General features: G+C 74.3%; 17 protein-coding genes and 1 pseudogene. 9 read left to right on the top strand and 9 right to left on the bottom strand.

The features are described from left to right. Positions 1–33 precede the first annotated feature (33 nt). Positions 34–834, bottom strand: a complete 801-nt coding sequence (locus AC54T2_RS17920; protein WP_186341044.1) for a glycoside hydrolase family 16 protein — start codon at positions 832–834, stop codon at positions 34–36. Between the two features lie 90 nt (positions 835–924). On the opposite strand from AC54T2_RS17920, the gene AC54T2_RS17915 reads away from it, so the two are divergent. From AC54T2_RS17915 to AC54T2_RS17905, 3 genes are read left to right on the top strand one after another with little or no spacing between them, the layout of a single operon-like run. Further along, positions 925–1,296 (top strand): Rv2175c family DNA-binding protein, encoded by a 372-nt coding sequence (locus tag AC54T2_RS17915; protein ID WP_186341045.1) that lies wholly within the window; start codon positions 925–927, stop codon positions 1,294–1,296. Then, positions 1,296–1,811, top strand: a complete 516-nt coding sequence (locus AC54T2_RS17910) for a guanyl-specific ribonuclease (protein WP_186341046.1) — start codon at positions 1,296–1,298, stop codon at positions 1,809–1,811. The genes AC54T2_RS17915 and AC54T2_RS17910 overlap by 1 nt, the downstream gene beginning before the upstream one ends. Positions 1,812–1,842: 31 nt before the next feature. Beyond that, complete coding sequence (locus tag AC54T2_RS17905; protein ID WP_186341047.1) at positions 1,843–2,277, top strand: barstar family protein; 435 nt, start codon at positions 1,843–1,845, stop codon at positions 2,275–2,277. Between the two features lie 46 nt (positions 2,278–2,323). On the opposite strand, the gene AC54T2_RS17900 is transcribed toward AC54T2_RS17905, so the two are convergent. Then, on the bottom strand, positions 2,324–3,388 hold the full coding sequence (locus AC54T2_RS17900; protein ID WP_496666853.1) for a polyprenyl synthetase family protein: 1,065 nt from the start codon (positions 3,386–3,388) through the stop codon (positions 2,324–2,326). Positions 3,389–3,452: 64 nt separating this feature from the next. Between AC54T2_RS17900 and metF the strand changes: the two genes are divergently transcribed. Beyond that, the gene (gene metF, locus AC54T2_RS17895) at positions 3,453–4,343 is read left to right on the top strand and encodes a methylenetetrahydrofolate reductase [NAD(P)H] (protein WP_186341049.1); all 891 of its coding nucleotides are present in this window, start codon (positions 3,453–3,455) and stop codon (positions 4,341–4,343) included. Here the strand turns inward: metF and AC54T2_RS17890 are convergent. The 4 genes and pseudogenes from AC54T2_RS17890 to AC54T2_RS17875 all read right to left on the bottom strand — a co-directional run bounded on the left by AC54T2_RS17890 (position 4,333) and on the right by AC54T2_RS17875 (position 6,723). Then, positions 4,333–5,394: a phytoene desaturase family protein gene (locus AC54T2_RS17890; RefSeq protein ID WP_496666852.1), complete on the bottom strand. Its 1,062-nt coding sequence runs from the start codon at positions 5,392–5,394 to the stop codon at positions 4,333–4,335. The two genes, metF and AC54T2_RS17890, sit on opposite strands and share 11 nt — an antisense overlap. A gap of 98 nt (positions 5,395–5,492) precedes the next feature. Continuing rightward, positions 5,493–5,597: pseudogene (locus AC54T2_RS17885) on the bottom strand (NAD(P)-binding protein); the annotation flags it as partial. A 49-nt stretch (positions 5,598–5,646) separates the two neighbouring features. Next, a complete protein-coding gene (locus AC54T2_RS17880; protein WP_186341051.1) occupies positions 5,647–6,237 on the bottom strand; it encodes a DUF4126 domain-containing protein in 591 nt (196 codons plus the stop codon). Positions 6,238–6,249: 12 nt separating this feature from the next. Beyond that, positions 6,250–6,723, bottom strand: coding sequence for a YbaK/EbsC family protein (locus AC54T2_RS17875; protein ID WP_496666851.1), 474 nt, complete (start codon positions 6,721–6,723; stop codon positions 6,250–6,252). Positions 6,724–6,767: 44 nt separating this feature from the next. Between AC54T2_RS17875 and AC54T2_RS17870 the strand changes: the two genes are divergently transcribed. From AC54T2_RS17870 to AC54T2_RS17850, 5 genes are all read left to right on the top strand, one after another. Beyond that, a complete protein-coding gene (locus tag AC54T2_RS17870) occupies positions 6,768–7,235 on the top strand; it encodes a hypothetical protein (RefSeq protein ID WP_186341053.1) in 468 nt (155 codons plus the stop codon). A gap of 287 nt (positions 7,236–7,522) precedes the next feature. After that, positions 7,523–7,969, top strand: coding sequence for an SAV_6107 family HEPN domain-containing protein (locus AC54T2_RS17865; protein ID WP_186341054.1), 447 nt, complete (start codon positions 7,523–7,525; stop codon positions 7,967–7,969). Positions 7,970–8,077: 108 nt separating this feature from the next. After that, positions 8,078–8,848, top strand: coding sequence for a class I SAM-dependent methyltransferase (locus tag AC54T2_RS17860; RefSeq protein ID WP_496666850.1), 771 nt, complete (start codon positions 8,078–8,080; stop codon positions 8,846–8,848). Between the two features lie 24 nt (positions 8,849–8,872). Next, the gene (dinB, locus tag AC54T2_RS17855) at positions 8,873–10,042 is read left to right on the top strand and encodes a DNA polymerase IV (RefSeq protein WP_496666849.1); all 1,170 of its coding nucleotides are present in this window, start codon (positions 8,873–8,875) and stop codon (positions 10,040–10,042) included. A gap of 98 nt (positions 10,043–10,140) precedes the next feature. After that, positions 10,141–10,581 (top strand): SCO2097 family morphological protein, encoded by a 441-nt coding sequence (locus tag AC54T2_RS17850; RefSeq protein WP_496666848.1) that lies wholly within the window; start codon positions 10,141–10,143, stop codon positions 10,579–10,581. A 318-nt stretch (positions 10,582–10,899) separates the two neighbouring features. On the opposite strand, the gene AC54T2_RS17845 is transcribed toward AC54T2_RS17850, so the two are convergent. Genes AC54T2_RS17845 through AC54T2_RS17835 form a run of 3 tightly spaced genes read right to left on the bottom strand, consistent with a single transcriptional unit; the run spans position 10,900 to position 15,567 of the window. After that, complete coding sequence (locus tag AC54T2_RS17845) at positions 10,900–13,266, bottom strand: transglutaminase TgpA family protein (protein ID WP_496666847.1); 2,367 nt, start codon at positions 13,264–13,266, stop codon at positions 10,900–10,902. Then, positions 13,263–14,531 carry a DUF58 domain-containing protein gene (locus AC54T2_RS17840; RefSeq protein ID WP_496666846.1) on the bottom strand — a complete coding sequence of 423 codons (1,269 nt, stop codon included), beginning with the start codon at positions 14,529–14,531 and terminating at the stop codon, positions 13,263–13,265. The genes AC54T2_RS17845 and AC54T2_RS17840 overlap by 4 nt, the downstream gene beginning before the upstream one ends. Next, complete coding sequence (locus AC54T2_RS17835; RefSeq protein ID WP_186341059.1) at positions 14,524–15,567, bottom strand: AAA family ATPase; 1,044 nt, start codon at positions 15,565–15,567, stop codon at positions 14,524–14,526. Before AC54T2_RS17835 ends, AC54T2_RS17840 begins: the two co-directional genes overlap by 8 nt. Between the last annotated feature and the right edge of the window lie 67 nt (positions 15,568–15,634).

Genomic DNA, 15,634 nt, shown 5'->3' with positions numbered 1-15,634 from the left:
CGGCCCACGCTCAGGCGCGGCCCCGGCGTGGCGTCAGCAGGCTCCGTGGAACGTGCTGAGCTCGAGCTGCGGGGCCTTGATCGACTTCTCGTTGGGCGCACGCATCGTCCAGTAGCGCATCCAGTCCATCTGCATCCGCGCCGGATCCATCGTCTTGCCGTCCTGCGCGCGGAGCTCGAACTTCAGCTGCCGCGGCACCGGGTCGAGCGCCTCGGCGCGGCGCTCGGTGTGGATCACGTGGGCGTCGACGAACCACGAGACGTGGTCCTCGGCGACCTCCACGGCGTAGGTGTGCCACCGGTCGTTGCGCAGGTGGCGACCGAGGAAGCCGCGGAAGGAGTTGTCGGGCAGCGTGTGCACGTAGGACTTCACGGTGTTGGTGCCGAGGGTGAAGTTCTCCAGCGCGATGTCGCGACCGCCGCAGCGCTGGTCGCGGGTGCCGGCGGGCACCAGCTCGGTGACGACCTTGAAGGGCTTGCCGCCCTTGACCTTCGACATGGTGCGCGCCCGCATGCGGATCTCCCACCGCCCGTAGGTGTTCCCCTTGAGGTCCAGCGTCGCGGACACGCTGCCGCGGGTGGTGCTCATGAGCGTGAGCATGCCGTTCTGGGTGCGGACGACGCCGCGCCCCTTCTTCTTCCAGAACCCCGGCTTCGGGCCGATGAACTCCTGCCGGAAGACACCGTGCTGGTACCAGCCGAAGGTGTTGCCGGCGTGGACCGGGCCCGGGGCACCGTCGTAGTGGTCGGCGGACGCGGGGGAGACCGCCGGGGAGAGCGTCAGGGCCAGCAGGCCCACGAGGCTCGCCGCGAGGACTGATCGGAGTGGGCGCATCCGCGACACGCTACGGACCGGTGGCCGCGGCGACAACTCCACCGGGCCCGCGACTGCCGGGCCGCGACCCCTCTCACCTAGGCTGCCCGCATGAGTGACGTCCCCCTCGCCGACCGTGACCTCGCCGCCCTCGTCCCGGAGTGGCTCGACTGGGACCAGGCCGCGAAGCTGCTCGGTGTCACACCGGGCAAGGTGCGCACGATGATCCGTGACCACGAGCTGGCCGCCGCGGTGTCCGAGCCGGGCACCGGCCCCCGGGTGCCGGCGGCCTTCATCCAGGACGGGGTCGTGGTCAAGGGTCTTCCCGGCCTGCTCACGCTGCTGCACGACCACCGCTTCGACGACCGCGAGTGCATCGCGTGGCTCTTCACCGACGACGACCTCCCGGGCCGCCCGATCGACGCGCTGCGCGAGAACCGCGGCAGCGAGGTCAAGCGCCGGGCGCAGGTGCTGGAGTACTGATGGCGCCTGCCGGCCCGACCGGCAGGCAGCGCTACCGCTGGCTGCTCCTGCTCCTCGCGGCCGCGCTGCTGGTCGCGTGGCTGGCCGGCGGCGGCTGGAAGGGCGGGACCGGGCAGCCCGGCGAGCCGTCCGCGCCCTCGCCGTCGGCCTCGTCGTCCCCGACCCACGACTTCACCGCGACGACCACACCGACGAGTGAGCCGACCAGTGAGCCGAGCGGGGGTACGTCCGGCGCCCTGCCGGTCGTCCGGCTCGCCGACCTGCCGCCCGAGGCCGCACGCACGGTGGAGCTGATCGACGCGGGCGGACCGTTCCCCGAGCCCGAGCACGACGGCACCACCTTCGGCAACCGCGAGGAGCTGCTGCCCGACCGGCCGACGGGCCACTACCGTGAGTACACGGTGCCCACGCCGGGCGTCGACCACCGTGGCGCCCGCCGCATCGTGGCGGGCGAGGACGGCGAGCTCTACTGGACCGGCGACCACTACAGCTCCTTCTCGCGCATCCGGAGGTAGACGTGAGCGACGCAGCGACGCGAGCACGTCGATGAGCGGGCTCGCGGCCGTGCTGGCCGGACGCGAGCCACCCGGCATCCACCGGTGGCACGCGGCGTTCGAGGTCGAGGAGGTGCGCCACGCAGTGGAGCACGCCGGGTGGGGCTTCGGCTACGTCGACGGCTGGACCGGCGCCGACACCAAGCCCGCCTTCCTGGCCGCCGTGGGGGAGGCCCTCGACTTCCCCGACCACTACGGCCAGAACTTCGACGCCCTCGCCGACTGCCTGCACGACATCGGCGAGCACCGCGACGGCGTCGTGCTGCTGTGGGACGGCTGGGCGACCCTGGCCCGGACGGACGAGAGGGCGTTCAGCGTCGCGCTCAGCGTCCTGGGCTCGCGTGTCGAGGCCGATCGGGGCGTGCCGTTCGTGGTGCTGCTGCGCGGCGAGGGACCGGTGCTGCCGGGCGTGACCAGCCTGGACTGAGGCCGCCGGGCCCCGCCGTCGGCCCGAGCCGGGCGGGGAGCGTGGGTCAGACCGTGCGCTGGGTGGCGGAGGCCGCCAGCTCGACGAGGACGTCGCACGCGTGCGGATCGATGTCGGCGGATCGCAGCGCCTCGACCGCGTGGTCGGCGAGCTGACCGATCACGGCCTCCACCTGGGCGCGGGCTCCGGACTCCTCGATGATCCCGCGGAGCTCGTCGACGTCGGCGTCGCTGAGCGGAGTCCCGAGCGCGGCGTCGAGCCGCTCGGCGGCGGCACGCGGGGCGGCGTCGAGGGCGAGCGCGACCAGGACCGTGCGCTTGCCCTCGACCAGGTCGTCGCCGGCCGGCTTGCCCGTCTCGTCGGGGTCACCGAAGACGCCGAGCAGGTCGTCGCGCAGCTGGAACGCCTCGCCGACCGGGAGCCCGAAGCGGCCGAGCTGGTCGAGCTGTCGGGGGGTGGCGCCGGCGAGCGCGGCGCCGATGTGGATGGGGCGCTCGATGGAGTACTTGGCCGACTTGTAGCGCAGCACGGTCATGGCGGTGTCGACGTCTGCGCGCCCGCGCGCCTGCACCGACACGTCGAGGAACTGCCCGGCGATGACCTCGTTGCGGCACCGCTCGAAGAGCGCCAGCCCGGGGGCCACCTCCTCGGGCGCGAACCCGCTGCCGCGCAGCATGTCGCCGGCCCAGCCGAGCAGCAGGTCGCCGAGCAGGATCGCTGCGGCCGCGCCGTACTGCTCCGGGTCGCCGCGCCACGCGGCGGCGCGGTGCTCGGCCTCGAACGCGCGGTGGGTCGCCGGGCGGCCGCGCCGCGTGTCGGAGGCGTCCATGAGGTCGTCGTGCACGAGGGCGCTCGCGTGCAGCACCTCGAGGGAGGCGCAGGCGCGGGCGAGGGCGGCCTCGTCGGCCACCTCCGGGCGGATCGCGCGGTGCCCCCAGTGGCAGAACGCCGCGCGGAACCGCTTGCCGCCACGCACCGCCGTCCGTGCCTCGGCGACCAGCCGGCCGGCATCGGGCCCGAGCGGGACCAGCTCGGCCTCGCGGGCGGCGAGGAACTCGTCGAGCACCTCCTGGACCTGGTCGCGGAAGTCGGCGGGGTCCCAGGTGGTCACGCGGTGCAGCCTAATCAGTGGGACGATACGAGGGGTCACGGCTGTGCTCCGTAGGCTGGTTGCCATGACCTCCGCACCCGGCCTGAGCATGCGCGAGCTCCTCGCGCGCGGTGAGCGGTCGTTCTCCTTCGAGTTCTTCCCACCCAAGGACGAGGCGGGCGAGGAGCAGCTCTGGCAGGCGATCACCGACCTGGAGCCCTACCGCCCGACGTTCGTCTCGGTGACCTACGGCGCGGGCGGCACCACGCGGGACCGCACGGTCGCGATCACCGCGCGCATCGCCCGCGAGACCGGCCTGCTCCCGGTCGCGCACCTCACCTGCGTGGGCCACACGACCGACGAGCTCCACGCGATCCTCGACGACCTCGGTGCCGCGGGCGTGCACCACGTCATGGCCCTGCGCGGCGACCCCCCGGGCGGCCCCGGCGCCCCGTGGACCCCGACCGACGGCGGACTCACCTACGCCAACGAGCTGGTCGCCCTCATCCGCGAGCGCGCCGACATGCGCATCGGCGTCGCGGCGTTCCCCGAGGGGCACGTCGACGCGTCCGACCTCGACCACGACGCGCGCGTGCTGAAGGCCAAGCAGGACGCAGGGGCCGAGTTCGCGGTGACCGAGATGGTGCTGCGCGCCTCCGACTACGTCGCGCTCGTCGAGCGCGCGTGGGCAGTCGGGGCCGACCTCCCGATCATCCCCGGCATCATGCCGATCCTCGGCCTCCGGTCGATGGAGCGGATGGTCGAGCTGTCTCGCCGTCAGCTCCCCGCCGAGGTCACCGCGCGGCTCACGCCCCACGCCGACGACCCGGCGCGGCTGCGCGCGGAGGGCATCGCGATCGCGACCGAGCTCTGCGAGACGCTGCTCGACGCGGGCGCGCCGGGACTGCACTTCTACACCCTCAACCGGTCCAGGGCGACGCGCGAGATCTTCGCCAACCTGCAGATCACCGTCTGAGCTCGGCCCGACCCACCATCTCGGCGACCAGGGCGGCGCTGAGGCCCGCGAACGGCAGGCCCGACCCCGTCGTGGCGTGCGCGCCCGCGGTGAGCACGCCCTCGATCGGCGTGCGGGGACCGAGTCGCGTGCGAGCGGAGCGTGGTCCCTTCCAGAGCACGCCGTGCGGGGACCCGCCCCACGCCTCGACGAGGTCGCGGGGCGTGCGGTCGATCCGGGCGACGACCTGGCGGCGCACGTCGAGGCCGCGGCGGGCCAGCGCCGTGAGCAGGTCCTCGCCGAGGCGCCCGCGCGCCAGCACCGTCCACGCAGCGGCACCGTCGGGCGCCCGGCCGCCCGTGCGCACCACGAGCAGCGGGTCGCCGTGCAGCACCACCTCGTGCGTCAGGTCGGGCAGGTCGCCCTCGAGGGCCACGTGGCACACCGCCGGCGGGCAGGCCGCTCTCGTGCGGCGGACGTGGCTCGCGAGCGCGGGCAGGCGACGCGGGTCGACGGCGACGACGACGACGTCGGCGTCGAGCTCGTCGCCGTCAGCGGTCCGCACCGCGACCACGTGGTCGGCGCGCACCACCAGGTCTGCGGCGGGGGTGCCGGTGAGCACCGTGACCCGCCGCAGGGCGAGCCGGTCGGCCATCGCCGTGCCCAGGGCGGCGAGCCCGCCCGGCACGGTCCAGGCGCCGAAGCGCTGCTCGAGGTAGACGTCGACGCCGGCGATCACCGGCGCGTCGCGCGGGTCGTGCCCGTCCATGACGACCCGGTGCCCGGCGACCAGCCGCAGCCGCTCGTCGCCGAGCGTGCGGCGCAGCCGCCGGTGCAGCGACTCCCGCCGCTCCAGCAGCCTGAGCAGCTCGCTCGGGGCGACGTCGGCGTCGAAGGGGCGTTCGTACCACTCCTTGCGCAGCAGCTCCCACGGCTCGCCGTAGGACGCGACGTGATCGACCCACTGCTGTCCCAGGCCGGCGCCGAGCTCGTCGAACGCTGCGAGCTGGGCCGCGCGCGACCCGCCCGGCAGGACCAGCGACGAGCCGTCCGCGAAACGGTGCTCGCGCACCACGTCGAGCGGCTGGAGTCGAGCGGCCGACCGGACTTGCGGAACAGGTCGCGCACGACGGCGGGCAGCAGGGTGCTGGTCGGTCCCGCGTCCCAGGCGAAGTCGTCGTGCTCCACCGTCGTGAGCGCGCCGCCGAGCCGCTCGGACCTCTCGAGCAGAGTGACCTCGTGGCCGAGCTTGGCCAGCCGGGCCGCGGCGGCCATGCCGCCGAACCCGCCGCCGACCACCACCACGCGTGCCACGGGGGGAACCCTAGGCGACCCGGTGGACGGGCTCCCTCGCGCGCCACCGGCGCCAGCCACGGCGGACCAGTCGCCCGACGAGCAGCAGCATCACCAGGCCGAGGAGCAGCAGGACGCCGGCGATCGCGGCGGCCGCCTGCGGGTGCTCGAGGGAGAACCAGACCACGCCCAGCACCGCGGCGTCCTCGGTGATGCTGGCCAGCACGTTGGTGGCGGGCTCGGGGGAGGAGTTGAGCGCCAGCCGCCCGCCCGCCTTGGCGAGGTGGCTGAGCAGGGCCGTGCCCCCGCCGACCACGCCGAGCACGGCCTGGTCGAGGGAGGAGGCGTCCCCGGCGAGCAGCACGCCGATGACCGCCCCCGCGGTGGGGCGCACGGCCGTGGAGATCGCGTCCCACGTCGAGTCGATGTAGGGGATCTTGTCGGCGACGAACTCCATCGCGTACATGAAGCCCGCCGCGGCCAGCACGTCCCACCGGCCCAGCGCGTCGGGGATGTCGGCGAAGGAGCCGAGCCGGTCGGCGACGCCCAGCACCAGGACCACGAGGTAGGCGTTGATGCCGCTCGCCCACCCGCTCGAGAACGTCAGTGCCAAGGCGTCCATCAGGCCGGCACCTCAGTCGACCTCGACCTCGACGGCGCCCGTCATCGCCACCAGCTCGTCGAAGGACGTGGAGAACACCGCGGCCGGGTGGCCGGCCGCCGCCCACACGACGTCGTGGCGTCGCAGCCACGGGTCGATCCACGTGCGGATCGGGGCCGGGTGGCCGAGCGGGGAGACGCCGCCGATCACCTGGTCGGTGTGGAGCCGGACGAAGTCGGGGTCGGCCCGCCGGAGGCGCGCGACACCGATGCGCTCGGCCACCGCGGCGGTGTCGACCCGGTGTGCGCCCGAGGTGAGGACGAGGACCGGCTCGCCGTCGGCGTCGAAGAGCAGGCTGTTGGCGATCGCGCCGACCTCGCAGCCGAGTGCCGCCGCGGCGAGAGCCGCGGTGTGGGCGCTGTCGGGCAGGATGACCACGTCACCGGTGCCGCCGCGCCGGTGGAGGTCATCTCGGAACGAGGTGATCGATGCGTGCTCCGTCGACATGGCGCGAGCCTAGCGACCCGACGACGAGCCCCAGGGGAGATCCGATGGCGCGCGACCTGCCGCGATCCGTGGTCAACAGCCTGCGCGTGCTCGTGCTGATCGTCGCCACGGCGGGCCTGATCACGCTCCTGATCCGGCTGATGCGCGACGACGTGATCCTCGGATGGGCCGAGGGCAACCCGTCGGCGCAGGGGCTCCTGGCCCAGGGTGGCATCGAGCTGCTCCGCGAGAGCCCGATCGTGCCGGGCTTCGTCGCCCTGTCGATCGTCGCGTTCGTCGGCTTCGCCGCCCTCGTCCTCGTGCTCGGGTCCCTCTTCGTCGGCGGCCACGGCTGGACCCGGCCCGTGCTCACGGGCACCGCGGGCATCGGCGTCCTGGTCGGGGTGGTCTGTCTCGACGCCCGCCTCCCGGCGGTGTTCGTCGTGCTCTCGGCGCTGGTGATCGTCGAGGGCCTGGTGCTGTCGTTCTTCCTGTGGCGCCGCGAGACGACCGCCTTCCTGCGCGGCGACTGAGCGGGGCGGCCCGCCCCGGCCCGCCCCGGCCCATTCCTCGCCCGGCCCATCCCTCGCCCGGCCTTGACGGGCTGTCGGTGGCAGGTAGTACCGTGGCGGTGTTCGAACATCTGTTCGATGCGACCCGGGTGGGCGTGACCTCGACCCCCACCTCCACCCGGGTCGGCCCGGGGTCGACCGAGGTGCGGAGGAGGCACGATGAGTCAGGACCACGACCCTGTCGAGGTGCGGAGCGGGGTGACGGACGACTCCCGCGGCTCGCCGGTCGCCCGGACCGAGGAGCGGGCATGAGTGCCGCCGCTGCGAGCGCCCGCCGCCACCCACTGGCGCAGCCGGGCCCGCACCTGCTGCCGGCCACCGCCCACTCCTACCTCCAGCGCTCCGCCACGTCGCTGCGCGACGCGATCACGGCTCGCGACGTGCCCACGCGCTACGCCTGCGCCCACGTCGCGGCCCTCTGCGCGGCGGCCGCACTGCTTGCCGCCCGCGCCCGGCCCGCGCCGCGGGGGCGCCGGCAGAAGAACGCCTGGGTGCTGCTGGCCGAGGTCGCCCCCGAGCTCTCCGAGTGGGCGACCTTCTTCGCCGCGGGTGCGGCCAAGCGGGCCGCCGCCGAGGCGGGCTCGACCCGTGCCGTGAGCGAGCGGGAGGCCGACGACCTGGTGCGCGACGCCGACCGCTTCCTGGCCGTGGTCGAGCAGACGCTCGGCCTGGTCCCGCACGCGAGCGTCGCCTGAGGCGGGGAGAGAGGTGACCTCCGACTCGCGCGTCCTCCCGTCCGGACGATCCGGGCGCGCCCGCGTGCGCCCGCGGGGCTCGGTCGACGAGCCACTAGGGTGGCGCCCATGGCCCAGCCGTCCGCCAGCCCGTCCGCCAGTGAGCGCCGCCAGTCCGTCCGCAGCGGCGTGGCCTGGGACGGCGTACGCCGGCTCCTGGAGCACCGTGGTGACGCGGAGGGTCGGCCCGCCCGCATCGTCGACGTCGGCGGCGGCACCGGCGGCTTCGCCGTGCCCCTGGCCGAGCTCGGCCACGCCGTCCGGGTCATCGACCCCAGCCCCGACGCGCTGGCCGCGCTCGACCGACGCGCCCGCGAGCGTGGGGTGGCCGACCGCGTCACCGGGCAGCAGGGCGACCTGTCCGACCTGCCGCACCTCGTCGACGAGGCCGACCTCGCCGACCTCGTCCTGTGCCACGGCGTGCTGGAGATGGTCGACGACGCCGCCGCGTCGGTGGCCTCGATCGCCGGGGTGCTGCGCCCCGGCGGGCACCTCAGCCTCCTGGTGGCGCAGCGTCACGCCGCCGTGGTGGCGCGCGCCATGGCCGGGCACTTCCAGGCCGCCCGTGAGCTGCTCGACGACGGCGGGTCGTCGGCGGGACAGCCCGGACGCGGTGGGCACCGCTTCACCCACGACGAGGTCGTCGAGCTGCTCGCCACCGCGGGCCTGCGTCCCGAGAGCGTGCACGCCGTCCGCGTCTTCGCCGACCTCGTCCCGGGCAGCCTCCTCGATCTCGAGCCGGGCGCGACCGCGGCGCTGCTCGAGCTCGAGCAGGCCGTGGCCACCCGCCCCGAATACCTCCCCCTCGCTGCCCAGCTCCACGTCATCGCCCGGCGCTGACCGTCGCCCCCGCGGGGGCCGGCGGTGACCGAGACGCCGCTCCTCCACGTCGACATGGACGCGTTCTTCGCCTCCGTGGCGCTGCGGGAGCGCCCCGACCTGGTCGACCAGCCGGTGGTGGTGGGCGGCAGCGGGCGCGGCGTCGTGCTGGCCGCCAACTACGTCGCGCGCGGCTACGGCATCCGCTCGGCGCTGCCGATGGCGCGGGTGCGTCGGCTGTGCCCGCACGTCGTGGTGCTCGCGCCCGACTACGCCACCTTCGCCGGCGTCTCCGCCTCGGTGATGGAGACCTTCCGCGACGTCACTCCCGTGGTGGAGGCGATGTCGCTCGACGAGGCCTTCCTCGACGTGCGCGGTGCGACCCGACGCCTGGGCGAGCCCCGTGAGATCGCGGAGCGGCTCAGGGCCACCATCCACGACGAGCAGGGCATCACCTGCTCGGTGGGGGTCGCGGCATCGGTGTCGGTGGCCAAGGTCGCGAGCCGGCGCGCCAAGCCCGACGGCGTGGTGGTGGTGCCGCCCGCCGAGGTCGCGTCGTTCCTGCACCCGCTCGACGTCGGGGAGCTCTTCGGCGTCGGCGAGAAGACCCGGACGGTGCTGCGCCGCGCCGGCCTCCTCACCGTGGGCGACGTCGCGCACACGCCGCTCCCCACCCTCCAGCAGACCCTGGGCCGCCACCTCGGTCGCCACCTCCACCAGCTCGCGTGGGGCACCGACCGCAGCGAGCTCTCCGCGACACCCGGCCCCCACGAGCCCGAGAGGTCGATGGGTGCGGACGAGACCTTCGCCCGCGACACCGCCGACCGCGAGGTCGTCGTCCGCGAGCTCCTGCGCCTCTCCGCGCGGGTCACCGGCCGGATGCGTGCGGCCGGCGTGGTCGGGCGCACCATCACGCTCAGGGTCCGCTTCGCCGACTTCACGACCATCACGCGCTCGCGCACGATGCCCGAGGTGACCGACGTGACGGTGGAGGTGCACCGTGCGGTGACCAGGCTCTACGACGCGCTCCGGCTGCGGCGCGAGCGCCTGCGTCTGGTCGGCGTCCGCGTCGAGGGTCTGGTCCCTCGGGCGACGGTGCAGCGGCAGCTGGTGCTCGGCGAGCCCGAGCACGGATGGGCCGAGGCCGACCGTGCGGTGGACCGGGCCACGCGCCGCTTCGGGGCGGCCGCCGTGCGCCCGGCGAGTCTCGTGTGAGGGAGGCGTTCCTCGCCCCTCGGACGGAATTTTCTGGGGGACGCCTACCCTAGGCGCAGCAGCGTGCCTAGACTTGCAGCAGAAGGTGAGGAGGAACCGTGGAGCTCTCCGAGGAAGAACTGCGAATGCTCGAGCAGATGGAGCGCGCCCTCGTCGAGGAAGACCCCAAGCTCGCCTCCACCCTGCGCGGCACGTCCTTCCAGCGGGCTGCTCGTCGCCGGATGATCCTGGGCGGTGCCGTGCTCCTCGTCGGCATCGGTCTGCTGATCGTCGCGGTGCTCCTCGACCTCAACGCCGTCCTCCAGACGGTGGTCGGTGTGCTGGGCTTCGTGGTGATGCTCGGCGGCGCGATCCTGGCCCTGACCTCCGCGCGCAGTCCCGGTCACCCGGCGGCTCCCACGGTGCGTGCCTCGGGCCGCACCGGCTTCGGGGTCGTCGACGGCGGTCGTCCCGGCCGGCCCGCCCGGCAGCGCTCGGGCGGCCCCTTCATGGAGCGCATGGAGGAGCGGTGGCGTCGCCGCCGCGAGCGCGGCCTCTGACCTCCGCAGCACGCGCATCACGTCCCATCGACGCCAGGCGCCCGCTCGTCCGACTGCGTCCCTCGGCTGGGAGCTGAGCCTGTTCCTGCTGACGCTCGGCCTCGTGGGCGTCGCGATCGTGACGCCCACGCCGTCCTTGGCGATGGTCGCTGTCATGGTGTGCGCCGCCGCTGCTCCCGTGGCCGTCGTCAGCTTCTTCGTCCGGCTTGGTCGCGGCGATGATCGACGAGAGTCGGCGTCGGCGGCTGCTCCGCCGTGTGACCTGGGCCCGACCTGAGCCCGGCCTGAGCCCTGCCCCGTTCCTGCCGGGCCGGGCCGTCAGCCGACGAGCTCGTCGACCGTCTGGGTGGACTCCCGGTCGGGGGTCGCGGTCGTGGCCCGGGCCGACCGGGAGCGGCGACGCCACGACGTACGCCGTCCCACCACCGATGCGGGCCACCACCGCGCCCTGCGCTCCTCGCGCGGCGTCACGCCTGCGGCCAAGGACTCCTCGACGACGAGGAGGTCGGCGCTGAACCGGTCGGCGGTGCAGGTCTCGGGATTGCGGGCGTAGCGGCTGCGCTCCAGCGTGACGACGAGCCGGTCGAGCGCCTGGGCGGCCCCGGGAGCCTGATCGCGTCCGCGCCGCGGCCGGTCGGGCCGCGACGCGTCGTCGACGGGTGCCGCGAGGAGCCGGCCGATCCAGTCGCCGGCCCGACGCGGCGAGCGGCCGTCCGGCCATGCGTGGCCGAGGTCGACGGCCACGTCGCGCAGCTCGGCCCAGAGGTCCTCGATGCCGCCCTCGAGTCGGCGGCGCCGACGTGCCCGCCGGACCAGGTGCGGCGTCGCCAGCACGAGCGCCACCAGGGCCAGACCGAGCAGGCCCGACAGCACGGGCACCCAGGGGATCGAGGACGCGCTGCTGTCGTCGGCCGCCGCCTCGGCGTCGGCCTCCTCGCCCCGCTCGGGCAGCAGCTCGGTCGACCGGCTGGCGCTGGGGGACGGCGCCTCGGTGACCGCCTCGAACTCGGCCTCGGTGTAGTCGGGCGTCTGCGTGGCGCGGTCCTGCGGGGTGGGCTCGAACCGCACCCAGCCCGAGCCGGGGAAGTAGAGCTCGGGCCACGCGTGGAGGTCGTGAGAGGAGAACTCCCACGACCCGTTGGTGGCCCGCTCGGGCTCCAGGAAGCCCACGGCCACGCGGCTCGGGATGCCGATGACCCGCGCCATGATGGCCATCGTCGCCGCGAACTGCTCGCAGTAGCCCACCCGGTCGTTGAGGAACGCGAGAAGGTCGGCACTGCCGTCGCCCGCCGACGGCACCTCGGCGAGGTCGTAGCGGAACCCGCCGTCCTCGCGGAACCACTGCTGCAGCAGCTGCGCCTTCTGGAAACGGGTGGGCGCGTCGGCGGTGACGCTGGCCGCGATTCGCCGGATCTCGTTGCTGAGGGTGGGGGGCACCTCGGTGAAGATGCCGGCCACCGACCCGGCGCCCGACACGGCCGAGTCCATCCGCTGGGCGTCGTAGGTCAGCTGGACGCCGGTGTAGTCGTAGGTGCTGTCGGCGGTCGTGACGTCCTCGCGGGCCGCGATGACGTCGCGGGTGTCGAGGTCGAAGCGCCAGTCGGTGCCGGCCGCGATGCGGGTCGTCTGCGCGGCGGTGGGCAGCCACGCCGAGGTGAAGTCGGGGCCCACCCGCACGTCGTACTTGAACTCCCGGCGCGGCACGTCGCCGCTGACCCCGTCGAGGGGCGGGAGGTCACCGGTGGCCGACTGCGACTCGGGGATCTCGCGGTCGCCCGGCGTCCACTCCGAACCGCTGAAGCGAGCGAGCACCGAGACGCGCAGGTAGGTGGGCTTGGGCCCGGAGGTGGTGACCCACAGCAGGGGCACGTCCGCGCCGCGGGTCAGGTCGCGGCGCAGGTCGACCATCGGGTCCTTGACCTCGACCTCGCGGGTGCCCGGACCCTTGCCCTCGAAGACGCTCATGCTCATGGTCGGCACGGCCGCCGGCACCACGACGGCCAGCGCGATCGCGGTGGCGCCGAGGGCCAGCGCAGTGTTGCCGATCGCCCCGGTGCGGACGGAGAACGAGCCCTTCTCGCCGTCGGGCGCCCGTCCCCAGCTGGTCACGTGGTCGCTGTGCTGGAGAAAGACCAGGGAGAGGAAGAGGCCGGCGACCACGACGAACAGCCACCACGACACGGCCTCGCCCGTGACCGCGACGGGCAGCGTGTAGGCCGCGAGCAGCACCAGGCCGGCCACGGGCGCGCGGCGCAGCGTGCAGGCGACGAGGTCGACGAGCAGCACGATCAGCGTCCCTCCGACCAGGAGCAGCGGATGGACGGAGGGCACGCCGAGCTGGATGGGGGCGGCATAGTCGCGCGAGGTCTGGAGGGCGTCGTCCAGCGCGGCCAGGAACGCCTCGACGTTGCCCGGGGTCGGGACGGGTGAGCCGGTGGTGGTGCCCAGCACCAGCAGCGCGGCCACCACGACCTGGCCGGCCACGACGGCGAGCGCGGGCAGCCGGCTCCACCGACCGAGGGCGCCCATCGCGGCGACGACGACGCCGATCATCAGCAGCGGGATCGCGACCCGGGGGAAGCCCTCGGTCAGCACGCGCCACGACAGCACCGTCGCCCACGCCGCGAGCAGGGCGATGCCGGCGATCCGCAGCTGGTGGGGGAGCGTGCTCCACTGGGTGCTCATCGACTCGCCCCGGCCGACGCCGTGGCACGGCTCCGCATCAGCCCGAGCTCCTGCCAGGCGGTGTCGAGGCGGTCGCGTGGGCCGAGGGTGATCGAGCGCCAGCCGGTCGCGGTGAGGTGGGCGGCCGACGCGGGCCCGGGGTGGACCGGGAGGTGGGGCGCCCACGCGTCGACGTCGAGGGCGATCGCGAGGCTGGACGACGCGTGGTGCTGGAGCCGGCGCAGGAAGGGCAGGTCGGTGTCGCCGAGCGCGCCGAAGACGCCGATGGTGAGGCCGCCGTGGCCGGGCTCGGCCAGCCACTGGGTGTCGGGAGCGGGGGAGTGGTCGAGCTGCACGACGGCGAGCGCCTCGAGCAGCGGGATCGTGCTGGCCGCGGCGGTGTGGGAGTGCCACTCGGTCTCCCGGCTGTCGCCGGACGCCGTGACCAGTCGGACGGTGTAGCCGTGGTGCGTGAGGTGGACGGCGATGGAGGCCGCGGCCGACACGGCCGCCTCCAGCGAACTGGCCGCGCCCTGCCCGCGGTGGGCCGTGCCCCGGTTGTCGAGGAACACCGTCGCCCGCGACTGCCAGGGCTGCTCCTCGCGGCGCACCATCAGCTCGCCGACGCGGGCCGAGCTGCGCCAGTGGACGCGCCGCAGGTCGTCGCCGCGCCGGTACTCGCGCACCGTGACGTCCTCCGCGCTGCCGGTGGCGAAGGCGCGCGGGCGGTTGTCCCCCGACCCGGTCCACGCCCCGCCCAGCGGGATGCTGGGCAGCGCGACGGTGCGCGGGGTGACCGTCAGCCGCGACGTGGCGTGGAACGTGCGGCCCAGCTCGACGAGGCCGAACGGGTCCGTCACCCGCACCGCCATCGGGCCGATCTCGAACTGGCCCCGCAGCTCCGAGCGCACCTGGTAGGTCGCGTGCCGGCGCCAGCCGTGGCCGAGGCCCTCGAGCACGAAGCGGGGCCGTGTGCCGAGCACGTAGGGCAGCCGCTCCTCCAGGAGCAGCACGCCAGTGGGGGTGCGCGACTCGTTGGAGACGGTGAGCTCCACCGTCGCCGGCTGACCGGCGACCACCAGCTGCGGCGACACGGTGCGCACCAGTGCGAGGCGGTAGCGCGAGCGCCCGACCCACCAGGCGGTGAGGAGCGGCAGCGCCGCGACCAGCACGCCGATGCGGACGACCGAGGGGTGTCCCACGACGATGGCCGCGACCACCGTGGTGATGCCGGCGGCCAGGAACGCCCGTCCGCGGACGGTCAGCGCAGCGAGTGCCTCACGCACGGCTGCCGCGTGGGATCGACGGGGAGCCGGTCGTGGAGTGGGACGTGGCGTGTGACGTGGAGTCGGACGCGGTGGGCACCGGCACCGACTCCACGATGCCGGACAGGATCGCCGAGGTGGTGCGTCCGCTCATCGTCGCCTCGACGTTGGGCAGCAGCCGGTGCGCGAGGACGGACGAGGTGATGCCGTACACGTCGTCGGGCAGGACGTAGTCGCGTCCCTGCGTGGCGGCGACGGCCTTGGCGGCGCGGACGAGGTGGAGCGTCGCCCGCGGCGAGGCGCCGAGGTGGAGGTCGTTGCTCGCGCGCGTGGCGGTGGTCAGTGCCACGGCGTAGCGCTGGACGGCGGGCGCGACGTGCACGCGCCCGACGATCTCGATGACCTTGCGGATCTCGCCGGCGTCGGTGACCGGCTCGAGGTCGTCGAGGGGGTTGCGGGCGGTGTGCCCCTCGAGCATCGCGATCTCCGCCGACTCGACCGGGTAGCCGACCGACACCCGCGCCATGAAGCGGTCGCGCTGTGCCTCGGGGAGGGCGTAGGTGCCCTCCATCTCGATCGGGTTCTGCGTCGCGATCACCATGAAGGGCCTCTCGAGCTGGTAGGTCGCGTTGTCGACGGTGACCTGGCGCTCCTCCATGCACTCCAGCAGCGCGGACTGCGTCTTGGGCGACGCACGGTTGATCTCGTCGCCGACCACGATGTTGGCGAAGACGCCGCCGGGGCGGAACTCGAACTCGCGGGTGTCCTGGTTGAACACCGAGACCCCGGTGACGTCGGAGGGCAGCAGGTCCGGCGTGAACTGGATGCGCCGTACCGAGCAGTCGATGCTCCGGGCCAGCGCCTTGCTCAGCTGCGTCTTGCCGACGCCGGGCACGTCCTCGATGAGGAGGTGGCCCTCGGCCAGCAGCACGACGAGCGCGGCGTTGACGACGTCGGGCTTGCCGGCGATGACGCGCTCGATGTTGCCGCGCACGGCCCCGGTCACCCGGCGCACGGTGTCGAGATCGGGCGCCTGCCCGGTGGACCCAGTCGTCACGTCGTTCGTTCCCCTCGTGCCCGTGCGGTCGACCCGTCCGCCGATCCGTTCGCCGATCCGGTCGTCG

This window comes from Nocardioides sp. Z35_8, from assembly GCF_059621125.1.
This window is presented reverse-complemented; position numbering and strand designations above follow the sequence as displayed.